Origin of the sequence: uncultured Litoreibacter sp., assembly GCF_947487515.1 — a bacterium.
GTDB lineage: Bacteria > Pseudomonadota > Alphaproteobacteria > Rhodobacterales > Rhodobacteraceae > Litoreibacter.
In genome coordinates this window covers 376,741-398,448 of record NZ_CANKWO010000001.1, presented here as the reverse complement: position 1 = coordinate 398,448, position 21,708 = coordinate 376,741, and the positions used below count along the sequence as shown (strand labels likewise).

At 56.5% G+C, this 21,708-nt stretch carries 21 protein-coding genes; 6 read left to right on the top strand and 15 right to left on the bottom strand.

From position 1 onward, the window contains the following. Window positions 1–35 precede the first annotated feature (35 nt). From Q0746_RS01885 to gap (Q0746_RS01875), 3 genes are all read right to left on the bottom strand, one after another. Window positions 36–929, bottom strand: a complete 894-nt coding sequence (locus Q0746_RS01885) for a fructose bisphosphate aldolase (RefSeq protein ID WP_298256637.1) — start codon at window positions 927–929, stop codon at window positions 36–38. Between the two features lie 118 nt (window positions 930–1,047). Then, window positions 1,048–2,226 (bottom strand): phosphoglycerate kinase, encoded by a 1,179-nt coding sequence (locus Q0746_RS01880; protein ID WP_298256635.1) that lies wholly within the window; start codon window positions 2,224–2,226, stop codon window positions 1,048–1,050. A 77-nt stretch (window positions 2,227–2,303) separates the two neighbouring features. Further along, window positions 2,304–3,308, bottom strand: a complete 1,005-nt coding sequence (gene gap / locus Q0746_RS01875) for a type I glyceraldehyde-3-phosphate dehydrogenase (RefSeq protein ID WP_298256633.1) — start codon at window positions 3,306–3,308, stop codon at window positions 2,304–2,306. A 293-nt stretch (window positions 3,309–3,601) separates the two neighbouring features. Between gap (Q0746_RS01875) and Q0746_RS01870 the strand changes: the two genes are divergently transcribed. Then, window positions 3,602–3,967 (top strand): hypothetical protein, encoded by a 366-nt coding sequence (locus tag Q0746_RS01870; protein ID WP_298256631.1) that lies wholly within the window; start codon window positions 3,602–3,604, stop codon window positions 3,965–3,967. 102 nt (window positions 3,968–4,069) lie between these two features. Here the strand turns inward: Q0746_RS01870 and Q0746_RS01865 are convergent, their stop codons facing one another. The 4 genes from Q0746_RS01865 to Q0746_RS01850 all read right to left on the bottom strand — a co-directional run bounded on the left by Q0746_RS01865 (window position 4,070) and on the right by Q0746_RS01850 (window position 6,366). Next, window positions 4,070–4,213: a hypothetical protein gene (locus Q0746_RS01865; RefSeq protein WP_298256629.1), complete on the bottom strand. Its 144-nt coding sequence runs from the start codon at window positions 4,211–4,213 to the stop codon at window positions 4,070–4,072. Window positions 4,214–4,237: 24 nt separating this feature from the next. Continuing rightward, window positions 4,238–5,236, bottom strand: a complete 999-nt coding sequence (gap, locus tag Q0746_RS01860; protein WP_298256627.1) for a type I glyceraldehyde-3-phosphate dehydrogenase — start codon at window positions 5,234–5,236, stop codon at window positions 4,238–4,240. Between the two features lie 293 nt (window positions 5,237–5,529). Then, window positions 5,530–5,913 (bottom strand): cell division protein ZapA, encoded by a 384-nt coding sequence (locus Q0746_RS01855; RefSeq protein ID WP_298256625.1) that lies wholly within the window; start codon window positions 5,911–5,913, stop codon window positions 5,530–5,532. Between the two features lie 3 nt (window positions 5,914–5,916). After that, window positions 5,917–6,366: a hypothetical protein gene (locus Q0746_RS01850; RefSeq protein ID WP_298256623.1), complete on the bottom strand. Its 450-nt coding sequence runs from the start codon at window positions 6,364–6,366 to the stop codon at window positions 5,917–5,919. Between the two features lie 213 nt (window positions 6,367–6,579). On the opposite strand from Q0746_RS01850, the gene tkt reads away from it, so the two are divergent. Beyond that, complete coding sequence (gene tkt, locus Q0746_RS01845; RefSeq protein ID WP_298256621.1) at window positions 6,580–8,595, top strand: transketolase; 2,016 nt, start codon at window positions 6,580–6,582, stop codon at window positions 8,593–8,595. A 74-nt stretch (window positions 8,596–8,669) separates the two neighbouring features. Here tkt and Q0746_RS01840 read toward each other — a convergent pair whose 3' ends face one another. The 7 genes from Q0746_RS01840 to Q0746_RS01810 all read right to left on the bottom strand — a co-directional run bounded on the left by Q0746_RS01840 (window position 8,670) and on the right by Q0746_RS01810 (window position 14,623). After that, window positions 8,670–9,035 (bottom strand): glutaredoxin domain-containing protein, encoded by a 366-nt coding sequence (locus Q0746_RS01840; RefSeq protein WP_298256619.1) that lies wholly within the window; start codon window positions 9,033–9,035, stop codon window positions 8,670–8,672. A gap of 12 nt (window positions 9,036–9,047) precedes the next feature. Then, complete coding sequence (grxD, locus tag Q0746_RS01835) at window positions 9,048–9,410, bottom strand: Grx4 family monothiol glutaredoxin (RefSeq protein ID WP_298256616.1); 363 nt, start codon at window positions 9,408–9,410, stop codon at window positions 9,048–9,050. Window positions 9,411–9,413: 3 nt separating this feature from the next. After that, a complete protein-coding gene (locus tag Q0746_RS01830) occupies window positions 9,414–9,638 on the bottom strand; it encodes a BolA/IbaG family iron-sulfur metabolism protein (protein ID WP_298256614.1) in 225 nt (74 codons plus the stop codon). A gap of 84 nt (window positions 9,639–9,722) precedes the next feature. Beyond that, window positions 9,723–11,882 carry a phosphoribosylformylglycinamidine synthase subunit PurL gene (gene purL, locus Q0746_RS01825; protein WP_298256612.1) on the bottom strand — a complete coding sequence of 720 codons (2,160 nt, stop codon included), beginning with the start codon at window positions 11,880–11,882 and terminating at the stop codon, window positions 9,723–9,725. Between the two features lie 101 nt (window positions 11,883–11,983). Continuing rightward, window positions 11,984–13,111, bottom strand: a complete 1,128-nt coding sequence (locus tag Q0746_RS01820) for an aminodeoxychorismate synthase component I (protein ID WP_298256610.1) — start codon at window positions 13,109–13,111, stop codon at window positions 11,984–11,986. A gap of 2 nt (window positions 13,112–13,113) precedes the next feature. Further along, the gene (locus tag Q0746_RS01815; RefSeq protein ID WP_298256608.1) at window positions 13,114–13,407 is read right to left on the bottom strand and encodes a Dabb family protein; all 294 of its coding nucleotides are present in this window, start codon (window positions 13,405–13,407) and stop codon (window positions 13,114–13,116) included. 310 nt (window positions 13,408–13,717) lie between these two features. Next, complete coding sequence (locus tag Q0746_RS01810) at window positions 13,718–14,623, bottom strand: LysR family transcriptional regulator (RefSeq protein WP_298256606.1); 906 nt, start codon at window positions 14,621–14,623, stop codon at window positions 13,718–13,720. 150 nt (window positions 14,624–14,773) lie between these two features. On the opposite strand from Q0746_RS01810, the gene Q0746_RS01805 reads away from it, so the two are divergent. After that, window positions 14,774–18,181 (top strand): indolepyruvate ferredoxin oxidoreductase family protein, encoded by a 3,408-nt coding sequence (locus Q0746_RS01805; protein ID WP_298256604.1) that lies wholly within the window; start codon window positions 14,774–14,776, stop codon window positions 18,179–18,181. Here the strand turns inward: Q0746_RS01805 and Q0746_RS01800 are convergent, their stop codons facing one another. Further along, complete coding sequence (locus tag Q0746_RS01800) at window positions 18,182–18,409, bottom strand: sulfurtransferase TusA family protein (RefSeq protein ID WP_298256602.1); 228 nt, start codon at window positions 18,407–18,409, stop codon at window positions 18,182–18,184. It lies immediately after the preceding gene. 82 nt (window positions 18,410–18,491) lie between these two features. On the opposite strand from Q0746_RS01800, the gene Q0746_RS01795 reads away from it, so the two are divergent. Genes Q0746_RS01795 through Q0746_RS01785 form a run of 3 tightly spaced genes read left to right on the top strand, consistent with a single transcriptional unit; the run spans window position 18,492 to window position 21,653 of the window. Beyond that, window positions 18,492–19,832: a hypothetical protein gene (locus Q0746_RS01795; RefSeq protein WP_298256600.1), complete on the top strand. Its 1,341-nt coding sequence runs from the start codon at window positions 18,492–18,494 to the stop codon at window positions 19,830–19,832. Beyond that, window positions 19,829–21,181 carry a cytochrome P450 gene (locus Q0746_RS01790; protein WP_298256598.1) on the top strand — a complete coding sequence of 451 codons (1,353 nt, stop codon included), beginning with the start codon at window positions 19,829–19,831 and terminating at the stop codon, window positions 21,179–21,181. The genes Q0746_RS01795 and Q0746_RS01790 overlap by 4 nt, the downstream gene beginning before the upstream one ends. After that, window positions 21,174–21,653: a DUF3592 domain-containing protein gene (locus Q0746_RS01785; RefSeq protein WP_298256596.1), complete on the top strand. Its 480-nt coding sequence runs from the start codon at window positions 21,174–21,176 to the stop codon at window positions 21,651–21,653. The genes Q0746_RS01790 and Q0746_RS01785 overlap by 8 nt, the downstream gene beginning before the upstream one ends. Window positions 21,654–21,708: the final 55 nt, after the last annotated feature.

The following is a 21,708-nucleotide window of genomic DNA, read 5'->3' as shown; positions in this document are numbered from 1 at the left end:
AGAAAACTTCAATTTTCTATAGGGGATTCAACAATCTACCCCGCAACGGATGCGGTATAGATGCTATCGATTGTACCCGAAATCATTTCGTCGAATTCTACGTCGCTTTGCTGAACGGACAGGCCTTCGGTCAGCGCCCGTGAAAAACTTGCGATAACGCCAGTGTTGGCCGACAGGCGGGTGTTTGCCTCACTGCGGGTATATCCCCCCGACAGGGCGACAACACGCATCACGCGGGGGTGATTTACCAGCGACTGATAGGTGTTGGCCATTTCCGGCAGGGTTAGCTTCAACATCACATCTTTGCCGTCGGGCAGAGCGTCCAGCTGCTTGGTCAACTCAGCCAGCAAGATTGCCTCGGCTTGGGCTTTGTCTTTGATTGTGATGGTGACTTCCGGCTCGATGATCGGGATCAAGCCGTGGCCCATTATCTGGCGACCAAGATCGAATTGCTGCGCCACGATCGCCGCGATGCCTGTCTCAGAGGCGGCGGAGATCACCGAACGCATCTTGGTGCCGAACATGCCTTTTTCGACACCGCGTTTCAGAAGCGCGTCCAAGCCGTCGATGTGCTTCATCAATTGCACGCCGTCTGCTTCGTCTTCCAAGCCTTTGTCGATCTTCAAGAAGGGCACAACGCCGCTATCTTCCCAGATGAACTTGCCCGACGGGGTGCCATCCATCTCGCTGTCCATGGTTTTCTCAAACAAAATGGCACCGATGACTTTTTCGCCGGTGAAGGCAGGCGCTTTGACAATGCGCGTGCGCATCTGATGAACCAGATCGAACATTTCGGCGTCATTGGCGTAGCCGTCATCCCCAATGCCATACAGCCGCAGCGCTTTCGGGGTCGACCCACCGCTTTGATCCAAGGCGGCGATGAAGCCTTTGCCGTTGCGAATTTGTTCGAGTTGCTCGGAGTTCGACATATGGGAGGCCTCGCCTTGGAGTTGCTAAGTTGCGCACTCTCTAGGCGAGGGGGGGATCGGATGCAATCATGCTTGCGCTAACATTTTGCACGAGAGCATAGGATTTTGTCGAAAAACGTTAGGATTCCAGTGCTGCAACGCCAGGCAGGGTCTTGCCTTCCATCCATTCCAGAAAGGCCCCGCCAGCGGTGGAAATATACGTGAAGTCGGCGGATGCGTCTGCGCCATTCAGGGCCGCGACGGTGTCACCGCCACCAGCCACCGAGATCAAGTCCCCACTGCGCGTCAAATCCGCGGCTTTACGGGCCGCCGCATTGGTCGCGAAGTTGAACGGTTGAATTTCAAAGGCGCCCAAGGGGCCATTCCAGATCAAAGTGTTGCTTTGGGCAAAAACGCCTTCCAAAGCGGCCACGGTGTCGGGGCCTGCGTCCAATATCATAGCGTCGGCTGGGCATTGCTCCGCAGGCAGGATTTCATGCGCGGCCCCTGCTTTGAATTCGCGGGCGACAACAATGTCAGTCGGCAAGTGAATTTTGCAATCGGCAGCGTCTGCTTTGGCCAAAATTTCGCGGGCTGTGTCGGCAAGGTCATGTTCACAAAGGGATTTCCCGACATCAATGCCTTGAGCCGCGAGGAACGTATTTGCCATGCCGCCGCCAATGACCAGATGGTCAACCTTGCCCACAAGATTGCCCAGCAAATCCAGCTTGGTCGACACTTTCGCGCCGCCAACGACTGCGCACACCGGCCGTTTGGGCGTGGATAATGCACCTTCCAGCGCACTGAGTTCGGCTTGCATCAAGCGCCCCGCGCATGCGGGCAGAAGTTTCGCCAAGCCCTCGGTCGAGGCATGCGCACGATGCGCCGCAGAAAAGGCGTCGTTCACATAGGCATCCCCCAAAGTGGCAAGACGCGCGGCGAAGGCGGGGTCATTGGCTTCTTCACCGGGATTGAAGCGCAGGTTTTCCAGCAAGGCGATTTCGCCGGTGGCCAAGGCGTCAACACGGTCGCCAAAGTTGCCGTCGATAAAGGTGACGGGCTGGCCAAGAATGTCCGACAGGGCAGGGACGACGTGGCTCAGGGACATCTCCGGTACGGATTTGCCCTTCGGGCGACCGTAGTGAGCCATCAAGATAGGCTTTCCGCCGGCAGACAACACGTCTCGGACAGTTGGGACGATGCGATCAATGCGGGTGGTGTCGGTGACACGGCCAGCATCCATTGGCACGTTGATATCCACGCGGATCAGCACGCGTTTGCCGTCCATCTTCATGTCGTCGAGTGTCTTCCAAGCCATGTGAGCCGTCTCCATAAATGCTTACGGCCCGCTTCTATAAGGAGCGGGCCGTGTATTCTAGTCGTCAGTGGTCAACCTTACAGAAGTTTTCCCATTGCAACGGCGGTGTCGCCCATGCGGTTGGAGAAACCCCATTCATTGTCGTACCAGCTAAGGATACGGACCATGCGGCCTTCCATGACTTTGGTTTGGTCTGCGGCGAAGATCGACGAGCGTGGGTCGTGGTTGAAGTCGCAGCTGACCAGCTTTTTGTCTGTGTAGCCAAGAATGCCTTTCAGCGGGCCACTTTGGGCGGCTTTCTCGATCAATGCGTTGATTTCTTCCACGGACGTGTCGCGCGCGGCTTCAAACGTCAGGTCGACCACCGATACATTTGGCGTTGGAACGCGGATGGCCACACCATCCAGCTTGCCGTCCAGTTCTGGCAGCACCAAGCCCACGGCTTTCGCGGCACCGGTGGATGTCGGGATCATCGACAGGGCTGCTGCGCGCGCGCGGTAGAGATCGGAGTGCATGGTGTCCAGCGTGGGTTGGTCACCTGTGTAGCTGTGAATCGTCGTCATGAAGCCTTTAACGATGCCGATGTTATCTTGCAGGACATGGGCCACAGGAGACAGGCAGTTGGTGGTGCATGAGGCGTTGGACACAACGATGTCGTCGGATGTCAGCGTGTCGTGGTTCACGCCATAAACAATTGTTTTATCCGCGTTTTTACCAGGTGCGGAAATCAGAACGCGGGAAGAGCCGTTCTCAAGGTGGGCTTGGCAGGCTTCCTTGGAATTGAAGATGCCTGTGCATTCCATAACGATGTCGACATTGCCCCAAGGCAGGTCAGCGGGGTTGCGGATGGCTGTAACGGCAATCGGGCCACGGCCAACGTCGATGGTGTCGCCTTTTACCACAACCTCTTGCGGGAAGCGGCCATGGACTGAATCGTACTGCAACAGGTGAGCGTTGGTTTCTACCGGACCAAGATCGTTGATCGCGACGACTTCGATATCTGTGCGACCGCTTTCGATGATGGCACGCAAAACATTGCGACCGATACGGCCAAATCCGTTGATGGCTACTTTAACTGACATTTGGGAGACCCTCCTGAGGGGAGATTAGAAATTCTGTTACCGCTAACAAATACATTTCTTACCAAAGGTCAACCGGTGGCGCCCGCTAATGCGCAAAAGTCGGTCAGGTTTGATCTAAGCCCCACAAATTTCCTTGCAAACAGGGCCCGGCAGGACCCTAGTCGAGCTTAAACGGGCATGATTTGATCAGATAGCTTCCGTAAAATCGCCATATTTCAAGGGCAATTTGGGTCCAATGCAAAAAATATCGCACGAGTTTTAATAGTTTTACCTAGAGTTTGGAGGTCAGAGATATGGATCATACCCGTCTTAAACCGATGGAAGGCGTTTCTGGGCGTGAGAAAACGGCCTTTACGATGAAAACGATTCAAGAGTTGCTGGCAGAGGAAATTGCCGCACCGACCCCCACTGCCACACCCGCAGTGGAAGCAGCCCCTGAGCAGCCGCCGCATGTGGCAGTGGCCGCAGAGGAGCCAAAGCCAGTGGCCGCCAAGCCTGCGCTTCGCACAACGACTGCTGCGGAACGCACAATGCCGCCTATGCCTTTGCCAGAGCTTACAAAAGCCTCGGCGCTGCCTCCCATCGCGCCAGCCGATGAAGCCGAGGCAGAGCCCGTATCCAAACCACGCTCGTTCTTGGGCCGTTTGATGCGCAGCTAAAACTGTTTTGTGGTGGGCGGTATGACCGACCCACCACTTAACGTGGCGGCCTTGTGTCAGCCCGATACCAGCTTGATGTCAGACCGATTTTAGACCGTGGGACTAGCGCCAAAACGCCATATAGTCGGTTAGCTGAACCAGTTTGCGCCCCAAAAAGACATGAATATCCCATTCGAACACGAAAATGTCGGCGGCGAACAGGCCAATGATCAAAGCGGCCAGTACAAAAGCTATCTTGTCAGTCATGTCAGGCGAGGGCCCTCTGAGGTGTCAGAGGCGTCCCATCGCAGCAGCCACATCGGCCATGCGGCACGAGAAGCCCCATTCATTGTCATACCAAGCCAATACCCGAACCGTGCGCCCGCCGACAACCTTTGTCTGGTCAGGGGCAAAGATGCTTGAGTGAGGTGTGTGGTTGAAGTCGATGGAAACCTTTTGTTCTGGGTCGTAGCTAAGGACCGCGCCCATATGACCGGCGGCGGCTTCTGCCACCACGGCATTTACCTCTTCGACCGTCACCTCCTTGGAGGCCTCAAAGGTCAAATCCACGGCGGATACGTTCGGGGTCGGTACGCGCATGGCGGTGCCGTCCAGTTTTCCTGCGAGTTCCGGCAACACTTCGCCCAAGGCCTTGGCGGCACCGGTGGAGGTCGGGATCATTGCCATGGCGGCTGCCCGAGCGCGGTAGAGATCTGAATGACGGCGGTCCAGCGTCGGTTGGTCACCGGTGTAGCTGTGGATCGTGGTCATGATGCCGCGCTCGATGCCGATCGTGTCGTTCAGAACTTTTGCCAGCGGCGCAAGGCAGTTTGTTGTGCATGATCCGTTGGAGATCACCTTGTGCTCTGGCAGCAGGTCACGGTGGTTCACGCCGTAGACGATGGTGCTGTCCACGCCGCTTGCTGGGGCAGAAATCAGCACGCGTTTTGCGCCGCGTGTCAGATGGACTTCCGACTTTTCCTTTGAGTTGAACTTGCCCGTGCATTCCAGCACGACGTCAACGCCATTCCAGTCCAGCTCTTCGGGATTATAGGTCGAGAAGACCTTCATCGGGCCGCGGCCGATATCCATCGTGTCGCCGTCGACGCGGACGTCTTGGCCGAAACGGCCGTGAACACTGTCGTATTTCAGCAGATGGGCGTTGGTCTCAATCGGGCCGGTTGCGTTGATGGCGACGACTTGGATGTCGTTGCGCGCGCTTTCGGCGATATGGGCTAGGGTGCAGCGGCCAATGCGGCCAAATCCGTTGATTGCTACAGTCGTTGTCATGGCCACTTGTCCCTTAAACTTCGCTCAATCCTGTCTTGAGGTATAAGGGGTGCGCCTATGGGGGGATAGCGTGATTTTGCTTGAAAATGAACCTGTTAGCGTTAACACGTCTCGTTTCCGTCAGGGCAGCGGGGCGCGATATTCGTGTTAGCGTTAACGAAAATTTGCACATGATCTCAAGGCGAGAATCACCTGTCGTTGCTGTCTGCGCTCAAACGCCGGCATTGGGTGAGGGGGGAGAGGTTTGGGGTGGACGCAGGCGAGAGGGCCTCACCTGCGTCGCTTTCGATTGTTCAGGTGCGCTTTTCTTCCAAAGAGACGGCCAAGGCCTCGGAGCGCGCAGCAAGCTCTGACAAAGTTCTAGAGACAGAATCTGGGATCACAGGAATTTCCACAGTTTTGGCTGGGGCCGCTTTCAGGCTTTCCAACTCGCGGCGCATTTGATCCATGCGGTCCTCGGCGGCGCTCAGGTCTTCTTCCAGCCCAGCGGTTTTATCGGCAAGCATCAAGCCTGCCATCAACAACATGCGGGTTTCCGGCATACGACCGATTTGCTCGGCCAGAACGCTGGCTTCATTGTCGAGAAATTTTGCCGCCGTTTGCAAGAAATGCTCTTCGCCGGTTTGGCAGGCGACTTGGAAAGTGCGGCCACCGATTTCAATGTTGATCTCTGGCATGCTCTAGGCCTCCTTAACCAAGGGTGCGATTTCACTCAAAATGTCGTCCAGTTCTGCCAGATCGGCCTCACGGGCGGCACTTAAGGCATCGTTTTCCGCTTGCAAGTCGTCATTGATGACGGCCTCAGCGCCCAGATGTTCCGCATTGGCGGCGCGCAGGGCTTTGTTGGTGTCACGCAAGGCCCCCATGACGGCAGAAAGGCGCTTGTTTTCGGTGTCGACGGCCTCAAGGCGGTTGGTCAGGCGGGCGACGCGGGTTTCCAGCCGCTCAATGCGCGCCAGATTTTGCTGCCCTGTTTCAACCAGACGCGCGTTGGTGTCGCGTTCAATCTCCAGTTCTTCGGCCAGATCTTCGTCAGGTGCCGCAGGGGCGCTGGTGATTTGGCCCGCGCTATACTCAATTCTGTCCAGCGCAGTCATGATGCGCTGCTCCAGCTCGGTGACGTCAGTCATGTTTGTCCCTCAACTCATAGGAGGATCAATCAACAGGATTTCCTGCGACGAATCAACTCCGTGCCTCACAGGCCTGATTTTAACCATAGATTGCGCCGAATGCCTCCCCTTTAAGGTGAGATGAGTCTCCTTCGGCGTCATCCGCCGCTTGAACTTCGCGCCAACGCTGGTATCACCGCTTCTGATATACGCCGTCTAATAAGGATCAGACCCTTGGATATTGCAGCCCTGCGCAAAGCCCACCCCGAACATTGGATGCGCGCTGCCGCCATCCGCACGTTGACATTGGACGCCGTTGCGGCGGCGAATTCCGGCCACTCTGGCATGCCGATGGGCATGGCGGACGTCGCCACCGTGTTGTTCGAGAAGCACCTGAAGTTCGATGCCTCCGCGCCAAACTGGCCGGATCGCGACCGGTTCATCCTGTCTGCGGGCCACGGCTCCATGCTGATCTATTCGCTGCTGCACCTTACCGGCTATGCCGATATGACGTTGGAGCAGGTTAAGAACTTCCGCCAAAAGGGCGCAATCACGGCCGGCCACCCTGAATATGGGCACGCCACTGGGGTTGAGACCACCACTGGCCCGCTTGGCCAAGGCATTGCAAACGCTGTAGGTTTCGCAATGGCCGAAGAGAACCAGCGGGCACGCTTCGGCAAAAAGATCGTTGATCACTACACCTATTGCATCGCAGGTGACGGCTGCTTGATGGAAGGCATCAGCCAAGAGGCCATCGGCATCGCCGGTCGTCACGAATTGGGCCGTCTTGTCGTGCTTTGGGATGACAACAACATCACCATCGATGGCACTGTGGAGCTGTCCGACCGCACCGATCAGATCCAGCGTTTCAAAGCGTCGGGCTGGCATGTTCAGGACATCGACGGCCATGATCCGGTGCAAATCCATGAGGCGATCGAGAAGGCCAAGAAGACCAAGAAACCGTCGATGATCGCGTGCAAAACGCATATCGCGTTGGGGTCCTCGGCGCAGGATACCTCCAAAGGCCATGGCGCTTTGACCTCGGAAGACCTGATCCGCGACACCAAGGCCGCCTATGGTTGGTCCGGTGGGCCGTTCGAGATTCCTGCGGATGTAAAAGCGCAGTGGGAGGCCATCGGCAGCCGTGGCGGGGCAGATCGCCAAGCTTGGGAAGGCCGTTTGCTGGAAGTGTCGAACTCGAAGCAGAAAGAATTCGCCCGCTGCTACGCGGGGGATGTGCCGAACAAGCTGTCTTCGACCATCAAGGCGTTGAAGAAAGACATCACCGAGAACCAGCCCAAAGTCGCGACCCGCAAGGCGTCTGAAATGGCATTGGCGGTGATCAACCCGATCATGCAGGAAACCTTCGGCGGCTCTGCGGATTTGACCGGTTCCAACAACACGCTGACGGCGGATATGGGCGTGTTTGACCCTGAGAACCGCAAGGGGCGCTACATGTATTACGGCATCCGTGAGCACGGTATGGCCGCTGCGATGAACGGCATGGCTTTGCATGGCGGAACAAAGGCTTACGGCGGGACATTCATGTGCTTCACCGATTATGCCCGCGGGGCTATGCGCCTGTCCGCATTGATGGGCGTGCCTGTGACCTATGTTATGACGCATGACAGCATCGGCCTTGGCGAAGACGGCCCGACACACCAACCGGTGGAGCATCTGGCCATGCTGCGCGCGACGCCAAACACCAATGTTTTCCGCCCAGCGGATGCGGTGGAGACGGCTGAGGCTTGGGAATTGGCGCTGTCGTCGAAATCCACGCCGTCGGTGCTGGCGCTGTCGCGTCAAAACCTGCCAACCGTGCGCACAGAACACAAACTGAAGAACATGACCGCCCAAGGCGCCTATGTTTTGGCCGAGGCAGAAAGCAAGCGTCAGGCGATCATCATGGCAACCGGCTCCGAGGTGGAAATCGCTTTGGCAGCCCGCGATATTCTGGAAGGCGAGGGCATCGGGACACGCGTCGTTTCCATGCCGTGCCACGAGTTGTTCGCGCAGCAAGACGAAAAATACCGCCGCAAAGTTCTGCCAGCAGGTCCGGTGCGTGTGGCTGTTGAGGCGGCCGTAGAGTTCGGCTGGGACCGCTGGTTGCTGGGCGAGCGCGGCAAGACCGGCAAAGCGGGTTTCGTTGGAATGCAGGGCTTTGGCGCATCTGCTCCGGCGGATGTACTTTACGATACATTCGGCATCACGGCGCAAGGCGTGGCTGATAAGGTCAAAAGCCTGCTGTAAGCTATAGCAATGCAACAAAAAAGGCCCGATGAAGTTATCGCTTCATCGGGCCTTTTTCGTTTAAATTTAGGACGCTATTTGTTCATGTCTCGGAAGTTGTCGGCCGCCGCTTTGTCGAAGTGAACATTCTTCGAAGTCAGATATTTATCAAACTGTTTGGACTTCAGCGCTGGCCCCAAGTTGAAGCTGTCAATGAAGTAGGTCCCATCGATAAACACCTGCGCCACCTGTTCCCATTCAGACCGTTTCTGGACGGCGGGCAACAGGCGGGGGTCGCGGCTTAGATTGACCGGATGGAACTCCACCTGAAGGGACGAAAGAAGGTCCCGCGCCATCATCGATTCAGCGTCCATAGGCGCGTCAAGCGTGCCATTCATGAACAAGACCACGCGATGCTTAGAGAAGATGTCGGCTAGATAGTCTTCAATTTCATCGGCCATGGTCCGTTCCCCTTAGCTGTTGTGTTCGCGGATCTTGTTCGCCGCATCTTTGTCGAAGCTAACAGCATTTTGCTCTAGCAGGGTATCCAATTCTCCCGAAAGCGTCATCTCCGTGATGATATCGCACCCGCCAACGAATTCGCCTTTGACGTAGAGTTGCGGGATCGTCGGCCAATCGGAAAACTCTTTGATGCCGGACCGGATAGCGTCGTCGGCCAGAACATTCACGTCTTTGTACTGAACACCCATGTAGTTCAGCACGCCCGCCACTTTGGACGAGAAGCCACATTGCGGCATCTCGGAGGTGCCTTTCATGAACAAGACAACATCGTTGCCATCCACGGTTTCTTTGATCTGTGCGTTTGCGTCAGTCATGACTTACTCCGGTGCTTTTGTTGTCAGGGCCAGCGCGTGCAATTCGCCGCTGTCCACCTTGGCTTTAACGGTGGCCATCACCGCGCGTTGTTGCTGCACGCGGTTTTGACCTTTGAAACTTTCGTCCACCACCAGCGCCGAGAAATGCGCGCCGTCGTCGCCTTGAACCGCGATCTGAGCGTTAGGAAAGCCGATACGGATCAGGTCTTCGATATCTTTGGGTAGCATGGGCGCACTTGGCTCCTGTTGAGTGGTCGTTTTTAGAAAGGTAGGGAGCCGGTGAAGAGGTGACAACCCTCAACTCGCCAACTCCTAACCGACAGCCGCTTCGAAGCTGCTGTGATACACCTCGGACAACTCCGCCAATGGGGCAGAGGACGACCCGATTGCGACTGTGTCGCCGCCGAATTTACCGATTGTGGTAAGCGTCACGCCTGCCTTGCCAGCCGCCCCCATCAAGGCCTCGGCCTTGTCGAAGGAGCAGGCGATCAGGTAGCGGGCTTGATCCTCGCCAAAGGCTTGTGCGGTGGTGTCATCGTCCAAGGTAACCCCGACGCCCGCGGCATCGGCCATCTCGAAAGCCGCGACTGCGACGCCGCCATCGGAGACGTCTGTGCAGACGTCGATCCATTCCCGCTCGGTGCGAATGAAGTCACCGTTCAGCTTTTCTGCTGCCAGATCGACCGCAGGCGCGTCGCCGTCTTCGCGGTTGAAGACTTCAGCCAACAGGGCGGATTGGCCAAGATGGCCTTCAGTCTCACCAACCATCAACAACACATGACCCTCGCGCGCGGTGCCCGAAATGATGTGGTCGGTGTGGTCGATCAGGCCCACGGCCCCGATGGTTGGGGTGGGCAGGATGCCTGTGCCGTCGGTCTCGTTATAAAGCGAGACGTTGCCGGATACGATTGGCATGTCCAAAGCGTCTACAGCTGCGCCGATGCCTTTGATGGCGCCGACGAATTGCCCCATGATTTCAGGCTTCTCTGGGTTGCCGAAGTTCATGTTGTCGGTGGTGGCCAATGGCACGGCCCCCACGGCTGTCAAGTTGCGATAGGCTTCTGCCACGGCTTGCTTGCCGCCCTCAACAGGGTTGGCTTTGACGTAGCGCGGGGTCACATCCGACGTGAAGGCCAGCGCCTTGTTGGTGCCATGCACCCGCACGATGCCCGCGCCCGCACCAGGGGCCACAATCGTGTCGGCCATGACTTGGCTGTCGTATTGCTCCCAGACCCATTGCTTGCGCGCATAATTGGGGCTGGTCAGGATCATGCGAAGCGCATCAATGGCGTCAACTTGCGGCAGGTCTTCCAGTGGTTCCGCGGCGGGGGTTTCCACCCAAGGGCGGTCATACTCTGGCGCAGAGCCGGACAGGGTTGCCAATGGCAAATCTGCTTTGACTTCGCCGTTATGCAGCACCAAGAAGCGGTCCTCGGCGATGGTTTCACCGACGATGGCAAAGTCGAGATCCCATTTGACGAAAACAGCGCGTGCTTCGGCTTCAAGTTCTGGCTTCAGCACCATCAGCATGCGTTCTTGGGATTCAGACAGCATCATCTCGTAGGCGGTCATGTTTTCTTCGCGCTGCGGGACATCCTCGAGGTTCAGCTTGACGCCCAAGCCACCTTTGTCGCCCATCTCAACGGCGGAACAGGTGAGGCCGGCGGCCCCCATGTCCTGAATTGAGATCACGGCGCCGGTTTGCATCAATTCCAGCGTGGCTTCCATCAGGCGCTTTTCGGTGAAAGGGTCACCGACCTGAACGGTGGGGCGCTTGTCCTCAATGCTGTCGTCGAACTCGGCAGAGGCCATTGTCGCACCGCCCACGCCGTCTCGGCCGGTTTTTGCGCCAAGATAGACGACAGGCATACCGACACCGGAGGCCGCAGAGTAGAAAATCTTATCCGTGTCCGCGATGCCAGCGGCGAAAGCGTTCACAAGGCAGTTGCCATTATAGGCTGGGTGGAAGCGCACTTCGCCGCCCACGGTTGGCACACCGAAGCAGTTGCCATAGCCGCCAACGCCTGCCACCACACCAGATACAAGCTGGCGCGTTTTGTGGTGCTCGGGCTCGCCAAAGGAAAGGGAGTTCATCGCCGCAATCGGGCGCGCGCCCATGGTGAAGACGTCGCGCAAAATGCCGCCCACGCCGGTGGCTGCCCCTTGGTAGGGCTCGATGTAGGACGGGTGGTTATGGCTTTCCATTTTGAAAACAACAGCTTGCCCGTCGCCAATGTCGACGATTCCTGCATTTTCACCTGGGCCACAGATGACCTGCGGGCCTTCGGTGGGCAGGGTGCGCAGCCACTTTTTGGAGGATTTATAGGAGCAATGCTCGTTCCACATGGCTGAGAAAATGCCAAGCTCGGTGAAGGTCGGTTCGCGTCCGATGATCTCTAGGATGCGCTGGTATTCGTCGGGTGATAGCCCGTGTGCCGCGATGAGTTCATCGTTGATTTGTGGTTCTTGCATTCCGTGAATTCCCCAAGTCATATGCGCTTGCGCACCTCTTATTGCACAGGCGGGCTAGGGGGAAGGGGGGGCTTGCTATTCTTTGCGCTTCTGTATGCGGCTTATCGGACAAATGCCGATTTTAGGAGCGCTTCGCGGTATTCATCCGCCGCTTCGCTGTCATAAACAACGCCGCCACCGACGTTGAGACGCGCTGTGCCGTCATCAAAACAGGTGAGGGTTCTGATCGCCACATTGAACTGCATGGCGCCGTCAGGTGCGATCCAGCCGATGGCCCCGCAATAGGCCCCGCGCGGGTTCTCTTCCAAAGACCGGATGATCTGCATCGCCCTGATTTTTGGCGCCCCCGTGATTGAGCCGCACGGGAAGAGGGCAGCGAATATGTCGTGCAAGGTCAGGTTCGGCAGCAATTGGGCCACGACGCGCGAGGTCATCTGGTGCAAGGTGACATAGGTCTCGATTTCAAACAGGTCGGGCACTTTGACGCTGCCGATTTCGGCCATCTTGCTTATGTCATTGCGCATCAAGTCGACAATCATGAGGTTTTCAGCGCGATTTTTCTTCGAGGATCGCAGCCAGTCAATCTGCGCCGCATCTTGCTGTGGTGTCGCCCCGCGCGCGGCGGTGCCTTTCATCGGGTTGGCCTCAATGCGACCTTCGTTGTCAATTGCAAAGAACAGCTCTGGGGAGCGGGACAAAACTGCAGGGCCGCCCAAATCTACGAAAGCGCCATATGGCACGGGCTGCTTGGCGCACAGGTGTCGGTAGAGCTCCATTGGCGTGCCGCTGTATCGCGTTTGCAGGGGAAACGTCAGGTTGGCTTGATAGATGTCGCCCGCGCTGATGAAATCTTTCACCTGCGCAAAGGCCTTGGTGTATTGGTCTTCATCCCACATCGCGACTGGGGGTGTCAGCGGCGAAGCTGCGCTGTGGGGGGGGATTTGTGCAGCTACCGGATGCTCAAACACGCCAAAATGTACCAAAGGCACCTCGCGGTTTTCGGGCATCAATGGGCGCAGCTTGGAGGAGAAGGCATATCCCAACTCGTAGCTGGCGTATCCCGCGAGCCAGTGACCTTGCGCCTTGGCGTCTTCCATGGCCTGAAATGCGGCGGCGACCTCTTCGGCAGCATCCGCACGTATGATGCGAAGGGGGGCGCCAAATTCCGTGGCCCCCGCCAGAGGGCCGGCGTCAAACAAAACCTGATGTGGGCGCGCGACAGGAGCCAAGGCTAGAAGTCCGCAGCAATCCGAAGGTCACGCAGGGGGCGTACAATGTCGATCGCTTCCGCATATAGCGGGTGAGACTTATAGGCGGTTAGCGCCTCTTGGCTGGCGAATTCTGCATAGACGACGACGTCAACCTCTCCTGATAGGGCGTCGTCACGGGTGTTCTTGCGCACCTCAAAGACCTCTGCGTCGGGAATGCCTCCAAGCAACGAAAGCCCCTCAATGATGCGCGCGACGTCGGTTTTTTCTTTGGCGCTGAAAAAGACAACATGTCGAATGTTCGGGCGGGCTGACATGGGGAACCTCTTGGTCATGGGCAGTGGAAATCTTAGTGGATCGCGGTATCAGGACAGGGGGAGATACGCCAGTCCTAAACCGGATGATAACCTTGTGAGCAAGGCGCAGGCTTCTATTGGCGACCTGTGGTTTGCCGTTTGCGCAAAAAAAAGGCCGAGCGCTAAGCTCGGCCGAAGTCCAACAGGGAGGTGGGAAACACATGGTGTCTCCCAGTGACTATGAACTAGGCATCAGGGGGGCTTGGATCAAGAAAAATAGGCGTTTTTTGAATCATAGCGGCTATGCGTCTAGTGCATAGCAAGCCCTAAATTACTCTTTTTCAATCAGTTGTGCCCGTTTTCGTTGCTCTCCGATTTGCTCCAAAACGAAGTCGCGGAAGGCTGAAATCCGCTTTGATTGCCTCAATTCTTCCGGAAATGCCAAGAAAACGGGCACGGCATTCGATTCGACATCGGGCAAAACGCGGATGATTTCAGGGTCATCAATGGCGACATAATCGGGCAAAACGCCGATGCCCAAGCCATTTCGCACCGCTTGCAAGCAACCAAAGTAGTTATTCACGGTCAAAACATTTGGCAGCTCATAGCTCATCAATTCGCGCACCAAAGTCGCGCCAGCAGAGACCTGTTCGGAATCTACATTCTGGCAGATCAGGCGGTGATCGCGAAGATCTTCCATGGCGTGAGGGATGTCATGATTGCCGAGATAATCGCGGGATGCGTATAGGCGCATGCGCACCGACATTAACCGTTTGCGCACCAGATCGGCCTGTGACGGCTCCTTCATGCGGATGGCCACATCGGCTTCGCGCATGGGCAGGTCAAGCACGCGTTCGTCCAGCATCAGATTGATGTTCAGGTCGGGATATTTCTCGTAGAGGCGGGACAGGCGCGGGGCCAACCACAAGGAGCCAAAACCGATGGTGGTGGTGATCCGCAGTTCACCAAATACTTCTTCCTCGCTGTCGCGAATGCGCGCCGAGGCCGCGTCCAGCCGTTTGGTCATCGCGCGGGTGGCGTCAAACAAAAGCTCGCCTTGCTCGGTCAGAATCAATCCGCGCGCGTGGCGGTGGAACAGGGTCGTATTGAGCGATTCTTCAAGCGCACGCACCTGCCGCGACACTGCAGATTGCGACAAGTGGAGGGTGTCACCGGCATGTGTGAGGCTGCCGGCATCGGCAACGGCGTGAAAAATTCGTAATTTGTCCCAATCCATAAAGGACCCACTTTCTTATGAAATCACTCAATCTGTGCGCTGTTTATCCATGCATTTAATATCAGAAAAGCGTTCATTTGGAAAAATTTTCTTGGTAGGTCAGCTTTTATGACCTATAGTGCTTAAAACCTGAGCACTGGGAGGCGCGGCATGGGCAAACAATCAATCTCTTTGAATGACCGGTTTGATCTGGAAAAGTCACCGGTCTTGCTGAATGGCACACAGGCGCTTGTGCGTCTGGTGTTGATGCAAAAGGCCCGAGATGCCGCGGCGGGGTTGAACACGGCCGGTTTGGTGACGGGGTATCGCGGGTCTCCCTTGGGGGCGGTTGATATGCAAATGTCGCGGGCGGAAAAGGTGCTGGCTCCGGCGGATATCACGTTCCAGCTGGGGTTGAACGAAGACCTTGCCGCCACGGCGATCTGGGGCTCGCAACAAGCGGAGCTGCGCGGAGAAGGGCGCTATGACGGCGTTTTTGGCATGTGGTACGGCAAAGGGCCTGGCGTTGATCGGTCGGGGGATGTGATGCGCCACGCGAATATGGCGGGGACATCTCCTCATGGTGGCGTGCTCATGGCTATGGGGGATGATCACACAGGTGAATCTTCCACGACATTGCACCAGTCAGATTGGGCGATGGTCGACGCCTATATGCCGGTTTTGTCGCCAGCCGGTGTTCAGGAAATTCTGGATTACGGTTTGTACGGATGGGCCTTATCACGCTTTTCCGGCCTTTGGGTCGGGTTGAAAACCATGAAGGACACGATTGAGGTGACTTCTGTTGTGGATGGGGACCCGAACCGCATGTCGTTTGTCACACCCGAGTTTGACATGCCCGAAGGCGGGCTGAACATCCGGCTTGTCGACACGCCTCAGTTGCAAGAGGCACGGGTCATTGATCATCGTAGGTTTGCGGCGGAAGCCTTTGCAAAAGCTAATAAAATCGACAAACGCATCTGGGGGAAGCCGGGGGCAAAAATCGGCTTCGTGGCCGCGGGTAAAAACTACCTTGATCTGCTGCATGCCTTTTCGTTGTTGGGCATAGACGCCCAAGAGGCGGAGCAGCTGGGGCTGACAATGTATAAGGTCGGGCAGGTCTGGCCCTTGGATATGGACAGTTTCGAAGAATTCGCCGAAGGGCTGGATTTGATCGTGGTCGTTGAGGAAAAGCGCAAGCTCATCGAAGTGCAAATCAAGGAGGCGATCTTCGACAATCGCAAAGGCCGCCGCGTGTACGGCTGGCACAAGGGCGACGCGGTCGAGGCGGGCCGTCGCAAAGAATTGTTCCCCACAAGGTCAGCGCTTGATCCCCTTGATATTGCAGAGAAACTTGGCGCAATACTGATTGAGGAAGGGCGGCGCACGGATCGGATAGAAGCGGGGCTGGCCAGTTTGGCCGAGGCCAAGCGGTCCGACAATGCGCAAGACATCGCTGCGCGCTTACCATTCTTTTGTTCTGGTTGCCCTCACAACAGCTCCACCAAAGTGCCCGAGGGCTCGCGTGCCTATGCGGGGATCGGGTGTCACTACATGGTTCAATGGATGGATCGTGAAACGGTGGGTTTTACTCAAATGGGCGGCGAGGGCGCGAATTGGATTGGCGAGGCGCCTTTTAGCACCCGTGATCACGTCTTTCAGAACCTTGGGGACGGTACTTACAATCACTCTGGCATTCAGGCAGTTCGTGCGGCGATCGCGGCGGGGACGAATATTACATATAAGCTGCTGTTCAATGACGCCGTTGCGATGACCGGCGGGCAGGGCAATGAAGGGGGGCTTGATGCGCCACGGATCGTTGCCGAATTGAAAGCCATGGGGATCAAAGATCTCGTGGTGGTTTACGACGAAAAGGAAGATGTCGACTTCAAGCAATTCCCGTCGGACCTGGAGCATTTTGAGCGTTCGGAGCTGCCTGCAGTTCAAGAAAAGATGAGCAAGGTCAAAGGGGTGTCTGCAATCGTCTACATCCAGACCTGCGCGGCCGAAAAACGCCGCCGCCGCAAGCGCGGGTTGTTTCCTGACCCTGACAAGCGGGTCTTTATCAACACGGATATCTGCGAAGGATGTGGCGATTGTGGCGTTCAATCCAACTGCGTCTCTATTGTGCCTGCGGAAACTGAATTGGGCCGAAAGCGGGCCATCGACCAATCCTCTTGCAACAAGGACTTTTCGTGCGTGAACGGCTTTTGCCCGTCCTTTGTGACCGTCGAGGGGGCGCAATTGAAGAAGCAGGCTACTACGGAGGTGGAATTGCCAGATTTGCCGGATCCAGAACTGCCTGTGATCACTGGCACCCATAACGTTGTGATCACAGGGGTCGGTGGCACTGGGGTGGTGACGATCGGGGCGGTGCTGGCCATGGCGGCTCACCTCGATGGGAAGGGGGCTGGAATGATGGAAATGGCGGGGCTGGCCCAAAAGGGCGGCGCGGTGCATATCCATTGCCGTCTGTCCAATTCGCCCGATGATATCAGCGCCATTCGCGTGGCCACCGGTGAGGCCGACGCTGTGATCGGTGGTGATTTGGTTGTCACAGCTGGCGCGAAAACACTGGGGTTGATGACCACCAACCGCACAGGGGCTGTGGTGAATAATCACGAGATCATCACAGGCGATTTCACAAGAGATACGGAGTTTTCAATTCCGTCCGACCGGCTGCAAGTGTCGCTGGAGGCCCGCTTGCAAGATAAGGTGCAGTTCTTTGACGCCTCCGAGCTGGCGCGGGTGTTAATGGGCGATAGCATCTATTCCAATATGATGATCTTTGGGGCTGCGTGGCAGCGCGGGCTTTTGCCGATTAGTTTCAAGGCGTTGATGCAAGCGATTGAGTTGAACGGTGCCGCCCCTGAGCGCAACAAACGGGCCTTTGCCTTGGGGCGTTGGGCTGCTGAGCATCCCGATCAGGCCGCGAGCTACATTTCAGGTGAGTTGGTGGAGTTGCCGAAAACGCTCAACGACAAAATTGCTTTTCGCGTGGCGCATTTGCAGGCCTATCAATCGAATGAGCTGGCCGCCAAATACCAAAACACCCTCGCGTCGATTGAGGATGCTCAGCTTAAGGAGGCAATTGCGAAAGGCTACCATAAGCTGCTGACATATAAGGATGAATATGAAGTGGCACGGCTGCATCTGGAGACGCAAAGCAAAGCGCGAGAGGCCTTTGATGGCGATCTGAAACTGACCTATCATATGGCTCCGCCGATGCTGTCCAAGATGGGGGCAAACGGGCGCCCTGTGAAACGGGCCTTTGGCGCTTGGATGGGGCGTGGCTTCAAGCTCTTGGCCAAGATGAAGGGATTGCGCGGAACGCCTTTCGATATTTTTGGCTACACCGCAGAGCGCAAAATGGAGCGGGCTTTGATCGCACAATATGAAGCCGATTTGCCCAAAATTCTAAACGCATCCAATCTACAAGCGGCGGTTGCCTTGGCTGAACTGCCTTTGCAAATTCGCGGTTTTGGTCCGGTAAAACAGGCCAATGAAGCCACGGCGGCCAAGCGTCGCGAAGAGCTTCTGGCGGTTCTGAATTCAACCGAACCTGCAATCGCGGCCCAGTAGTCAGGCTTTGCGCAAAAGATAGACTTGATGGTCGGCTTCATCGGCCATGGACATTAGTTCATGGCCGGCCTCGGCGCAAAAATGGGGCATATCGATCTGGGCCGCGGGATCATCTGCAAGCACCTTTAAAATTTGCCCCGAGCGTAGCCCCTGCAGCCGCTTGCGGGCTTTCAAAACGGGCAGGGGGCACAGCAGCCCCAATGCATCAAGTTCGGCGTCATGTTTCATAACCGTGATCTAGGCGACACGGGCGGTCTTGTCCACGCAAGCGGTTCTTACTTTTGCCAGATACGCAAGCTAACGTGCGGATATGGAAAAAGTGGACGAGTTAAACCAAGTGCAAAATGTGAAAAAGCGGCGGGTCTTCTACATCCCCGGTTACGATCCGATCCATCCTCGGCGCTACCGCGAACTCTACCGTAAAGAGGGCACCGAGCAAGCGAGAATTTCGGGTTACAATATTGATTTAAAACCAAAAACTGGCGAAGGCCCATATGGGTGGCACGCCTCCAGCCAGATTGATGGCAAGCGGACCGATGCGCAGGTTGACGTGCTGGTGTGGTCCGACATTGTGCGCGACAGCATGTCGAACACAATCCCTGCCACCTATATGCAGCTGCTGCGCACGGCCTTTACCTATATCTCGACGCGCGCGCTGTTCAACCTGATGCGGTTGCGCAAGGGGCCGATCATCGCGGCGCTTTACCCGATTGGAATGCTGTTGCTGCAATTGTTGGTGGCTTTGGTGGCTGGCTCTTTCGTGTCAAAACTTGTGGTGTGGGGCTTGGCGGCGCTGATGGGGGTCACCTTGTTTGTGGTGATCGATTTTCTCAACTTAGGGCAGTGGGTCAACCAGTGGCCAATGACCTTACAGACGCTCTTGTTTTATGGGGTAACTGGGGTTGGCTTGATCCTGTATTTTGGCGTCTGGGCGGCGGTCACAACCTACATCCTACGCTGGTTCCAAGCCAAGGACGGCAAGTTCTTCGCCTATTATTTGATGCATGATTTTGCCTATACCGCCCGTTGGATGGGGGAAAACCCACCCGCGTTGGAAGACCGGATGTCAGAGTTCGGCGAGGAGATTGCACAGGCCTTAACGGAAGATGTGGACGAGGTGCTGGTGGTGGGGCATTCCTCTGGTGCGCATTTGTCGGTGTCCATTCTGGCGGATTTGATCCGCGCAGGTCGGGTGCCCGACGCTGGCCCGAAGCTGGCCTTCCTGAGCCTTGGCCAAGTGGTGCCGATGGTGTCCTTCTTGCCCAAAGCCGACCGTTTGCGGCGCGATCTACATGATTTATCTGCCAGCGAAGCGCTCACTTGGGTGGATATCACTGCCCCCGGGGACGGATGTGCTTTTGCGCTTTGTGATCCGGTGTCGGTGTCAGGTGTGGAGCCGAAAAACAAGAAATGGCCGTTGGTGTTTTCCACGGCGTTCACCCAAACGCTGTCTCCGGAGCGGTGGAAAGAGCTGCGTTGGCGCTTTTTCCGGCTGCATTTTCAGTACCTTTGCGCTTTTGATCGCCCGCAACACTATGATTACTTCCAGATCACGGCTGGACCGATCTCGCTGAATGACCGCTATCGCAACCGGCGTCAGTCGCACTCTCGTATTGATGTGGCGGCCTCTGGCTATACAAGCATGTTATGATCCCACCCAAGCCCCCCTCACGCCCTGAGAAGGTTTCGCTGCTGAAATATGTGCGGCTGTTTCGACAAGACATCTTGTCTGCGCAGCCGGCGAAATTGTACCGCGCATGGATGGCGCAGTTTAAGACGCCCTTTTTTCGCAGCTATATGATCAATCAGCCCTCCTTGGTGAAGACGGTGTTAAACCAGCGTCCGCGGGACTTTCCCAAATCCGACCGCATCGGGGCGGGGCTGCGACCGCTGCTTGGGAACTCTGTGTTTTTGACAAATGGGGAAACATGGGAGCGGCAGCGCCGCATCATCGACCCCGCATTTGAAGGCGGGCGCCTGCGCGATACATTCCCCGCGATGTGGCAAGCTGGGGAAGCCGCCACCGCAAGGCTGGAAGACGGGGTGAAAGAGGTCGAAGAGATCACCAGCTTCGCCGCCGCCGATGTGATTTTTCGCACATTGTTCTCTATCCCCATTGAGGACCGTATCGCACAGGCTGTGTTCTCCGAATTTCGCGCCTATCAACGCACCCAGCCCATCTTGAATCTCGCGGCCTTTGTGAAGGGCCCGAAATGGATGCCGCGCCTGTTTCGGCCTCAAACCAAGCAAACTGCGAAATCCATACGCGGGTTGATCACGCAACTGACCGAAGCGCGCATGGCGCAAATTACTGCTGGCACAGCACCTGATGATCTGGCGACCAAGATCATGACCACCGTAGACCCCGAAACCGGCGAAACCTTCACCACCGAAGAGATGGTGGACCAAGTCGCCATCTTTTTTCTGGCGGGTCATGAAACCAGTGCATCTGCGCTTGCGTGGACGCTTTACCTGTTGGCGATGTTTCCCGACTGGCAGGACAAGCTGGCCGAAGAGGCCAAAGCGCTGGATGCAGGATGTGACTTTAAGGTGATGTCGAAGTTGCGTCTGTCGCGCGATGTGTTTCGCGAAGGATTGCGCCTGTATCCCCCAGTTCCGATGATGGTGCGGGAAAGCAAATGTCCCGAAACCTTCCGTGATCGTGAGATCAAACCCGGGGCGCAGGTGGTGATTTCGCCGTGGCATTTGCACCGACATGAGCGCCTGTGGGATAACCCAGATGGGTTTGATCCGACACGGTGGGAAACGGACAATGGAAAACAATGTATGCGGGATGCGTTCATCCCGTTTTCCAGTGGGCCACGAGTGTGCACAGGAGCAGGCTTCGCAATGGTTGAAGGCCCGTTGCTATTGTCGATGCTTGTGCGCAATTTCCGGTTTGAGACAACCGAACACAGGCCCGTGCCCGTGGCGCATTTGACCGTTCGCTCCAAGGACGGGATCTGGTTGAAGGTCAGCAAAAGGACAGATCATGACTAAAGCAACTGCGCGGCCTCCCAAGTCTTGGTTGACCATCTGCGGGTTTCTGGTGGTGGGGGTGTTGCTGATCTTTGTGGGCAATGTCGACCGGATCATCTGGAACATGTCGCGTGACGGTGCGCAGGTTTCAGGGCGGGTTGTCGAAATGCGCAGTATTCGCAATTCGCCATCGGACAACTTCCTTACCTTCCTGCCGCGAGTGGAGTTCACCGATCCAGGCGGACAAGAACGGGTGATGAGCGTGAAACGCGGCTCGCAGCGATATGACTTTCGCAAAGGCGACCGCGTGACGGTTCTGTGGCGCGCCGATAGTCAAACCATTGCGATTGACTTGCCGTTGAAGCGGCATGTGGCGGTATCTATCGGGCTGTGGTTGTTAACGTTTGTTGGGGCGGCGTTACTGCTGGCATTTTTTGTTTTTTCGGTGGGGCGAATTTGGTCTTGGCGGCGCAAAAGAGATTCGAATTATTAATTATTCAGTTTTGGTTAACATGAATAATCTACCTCATTTTAATGGAATTGTTTCG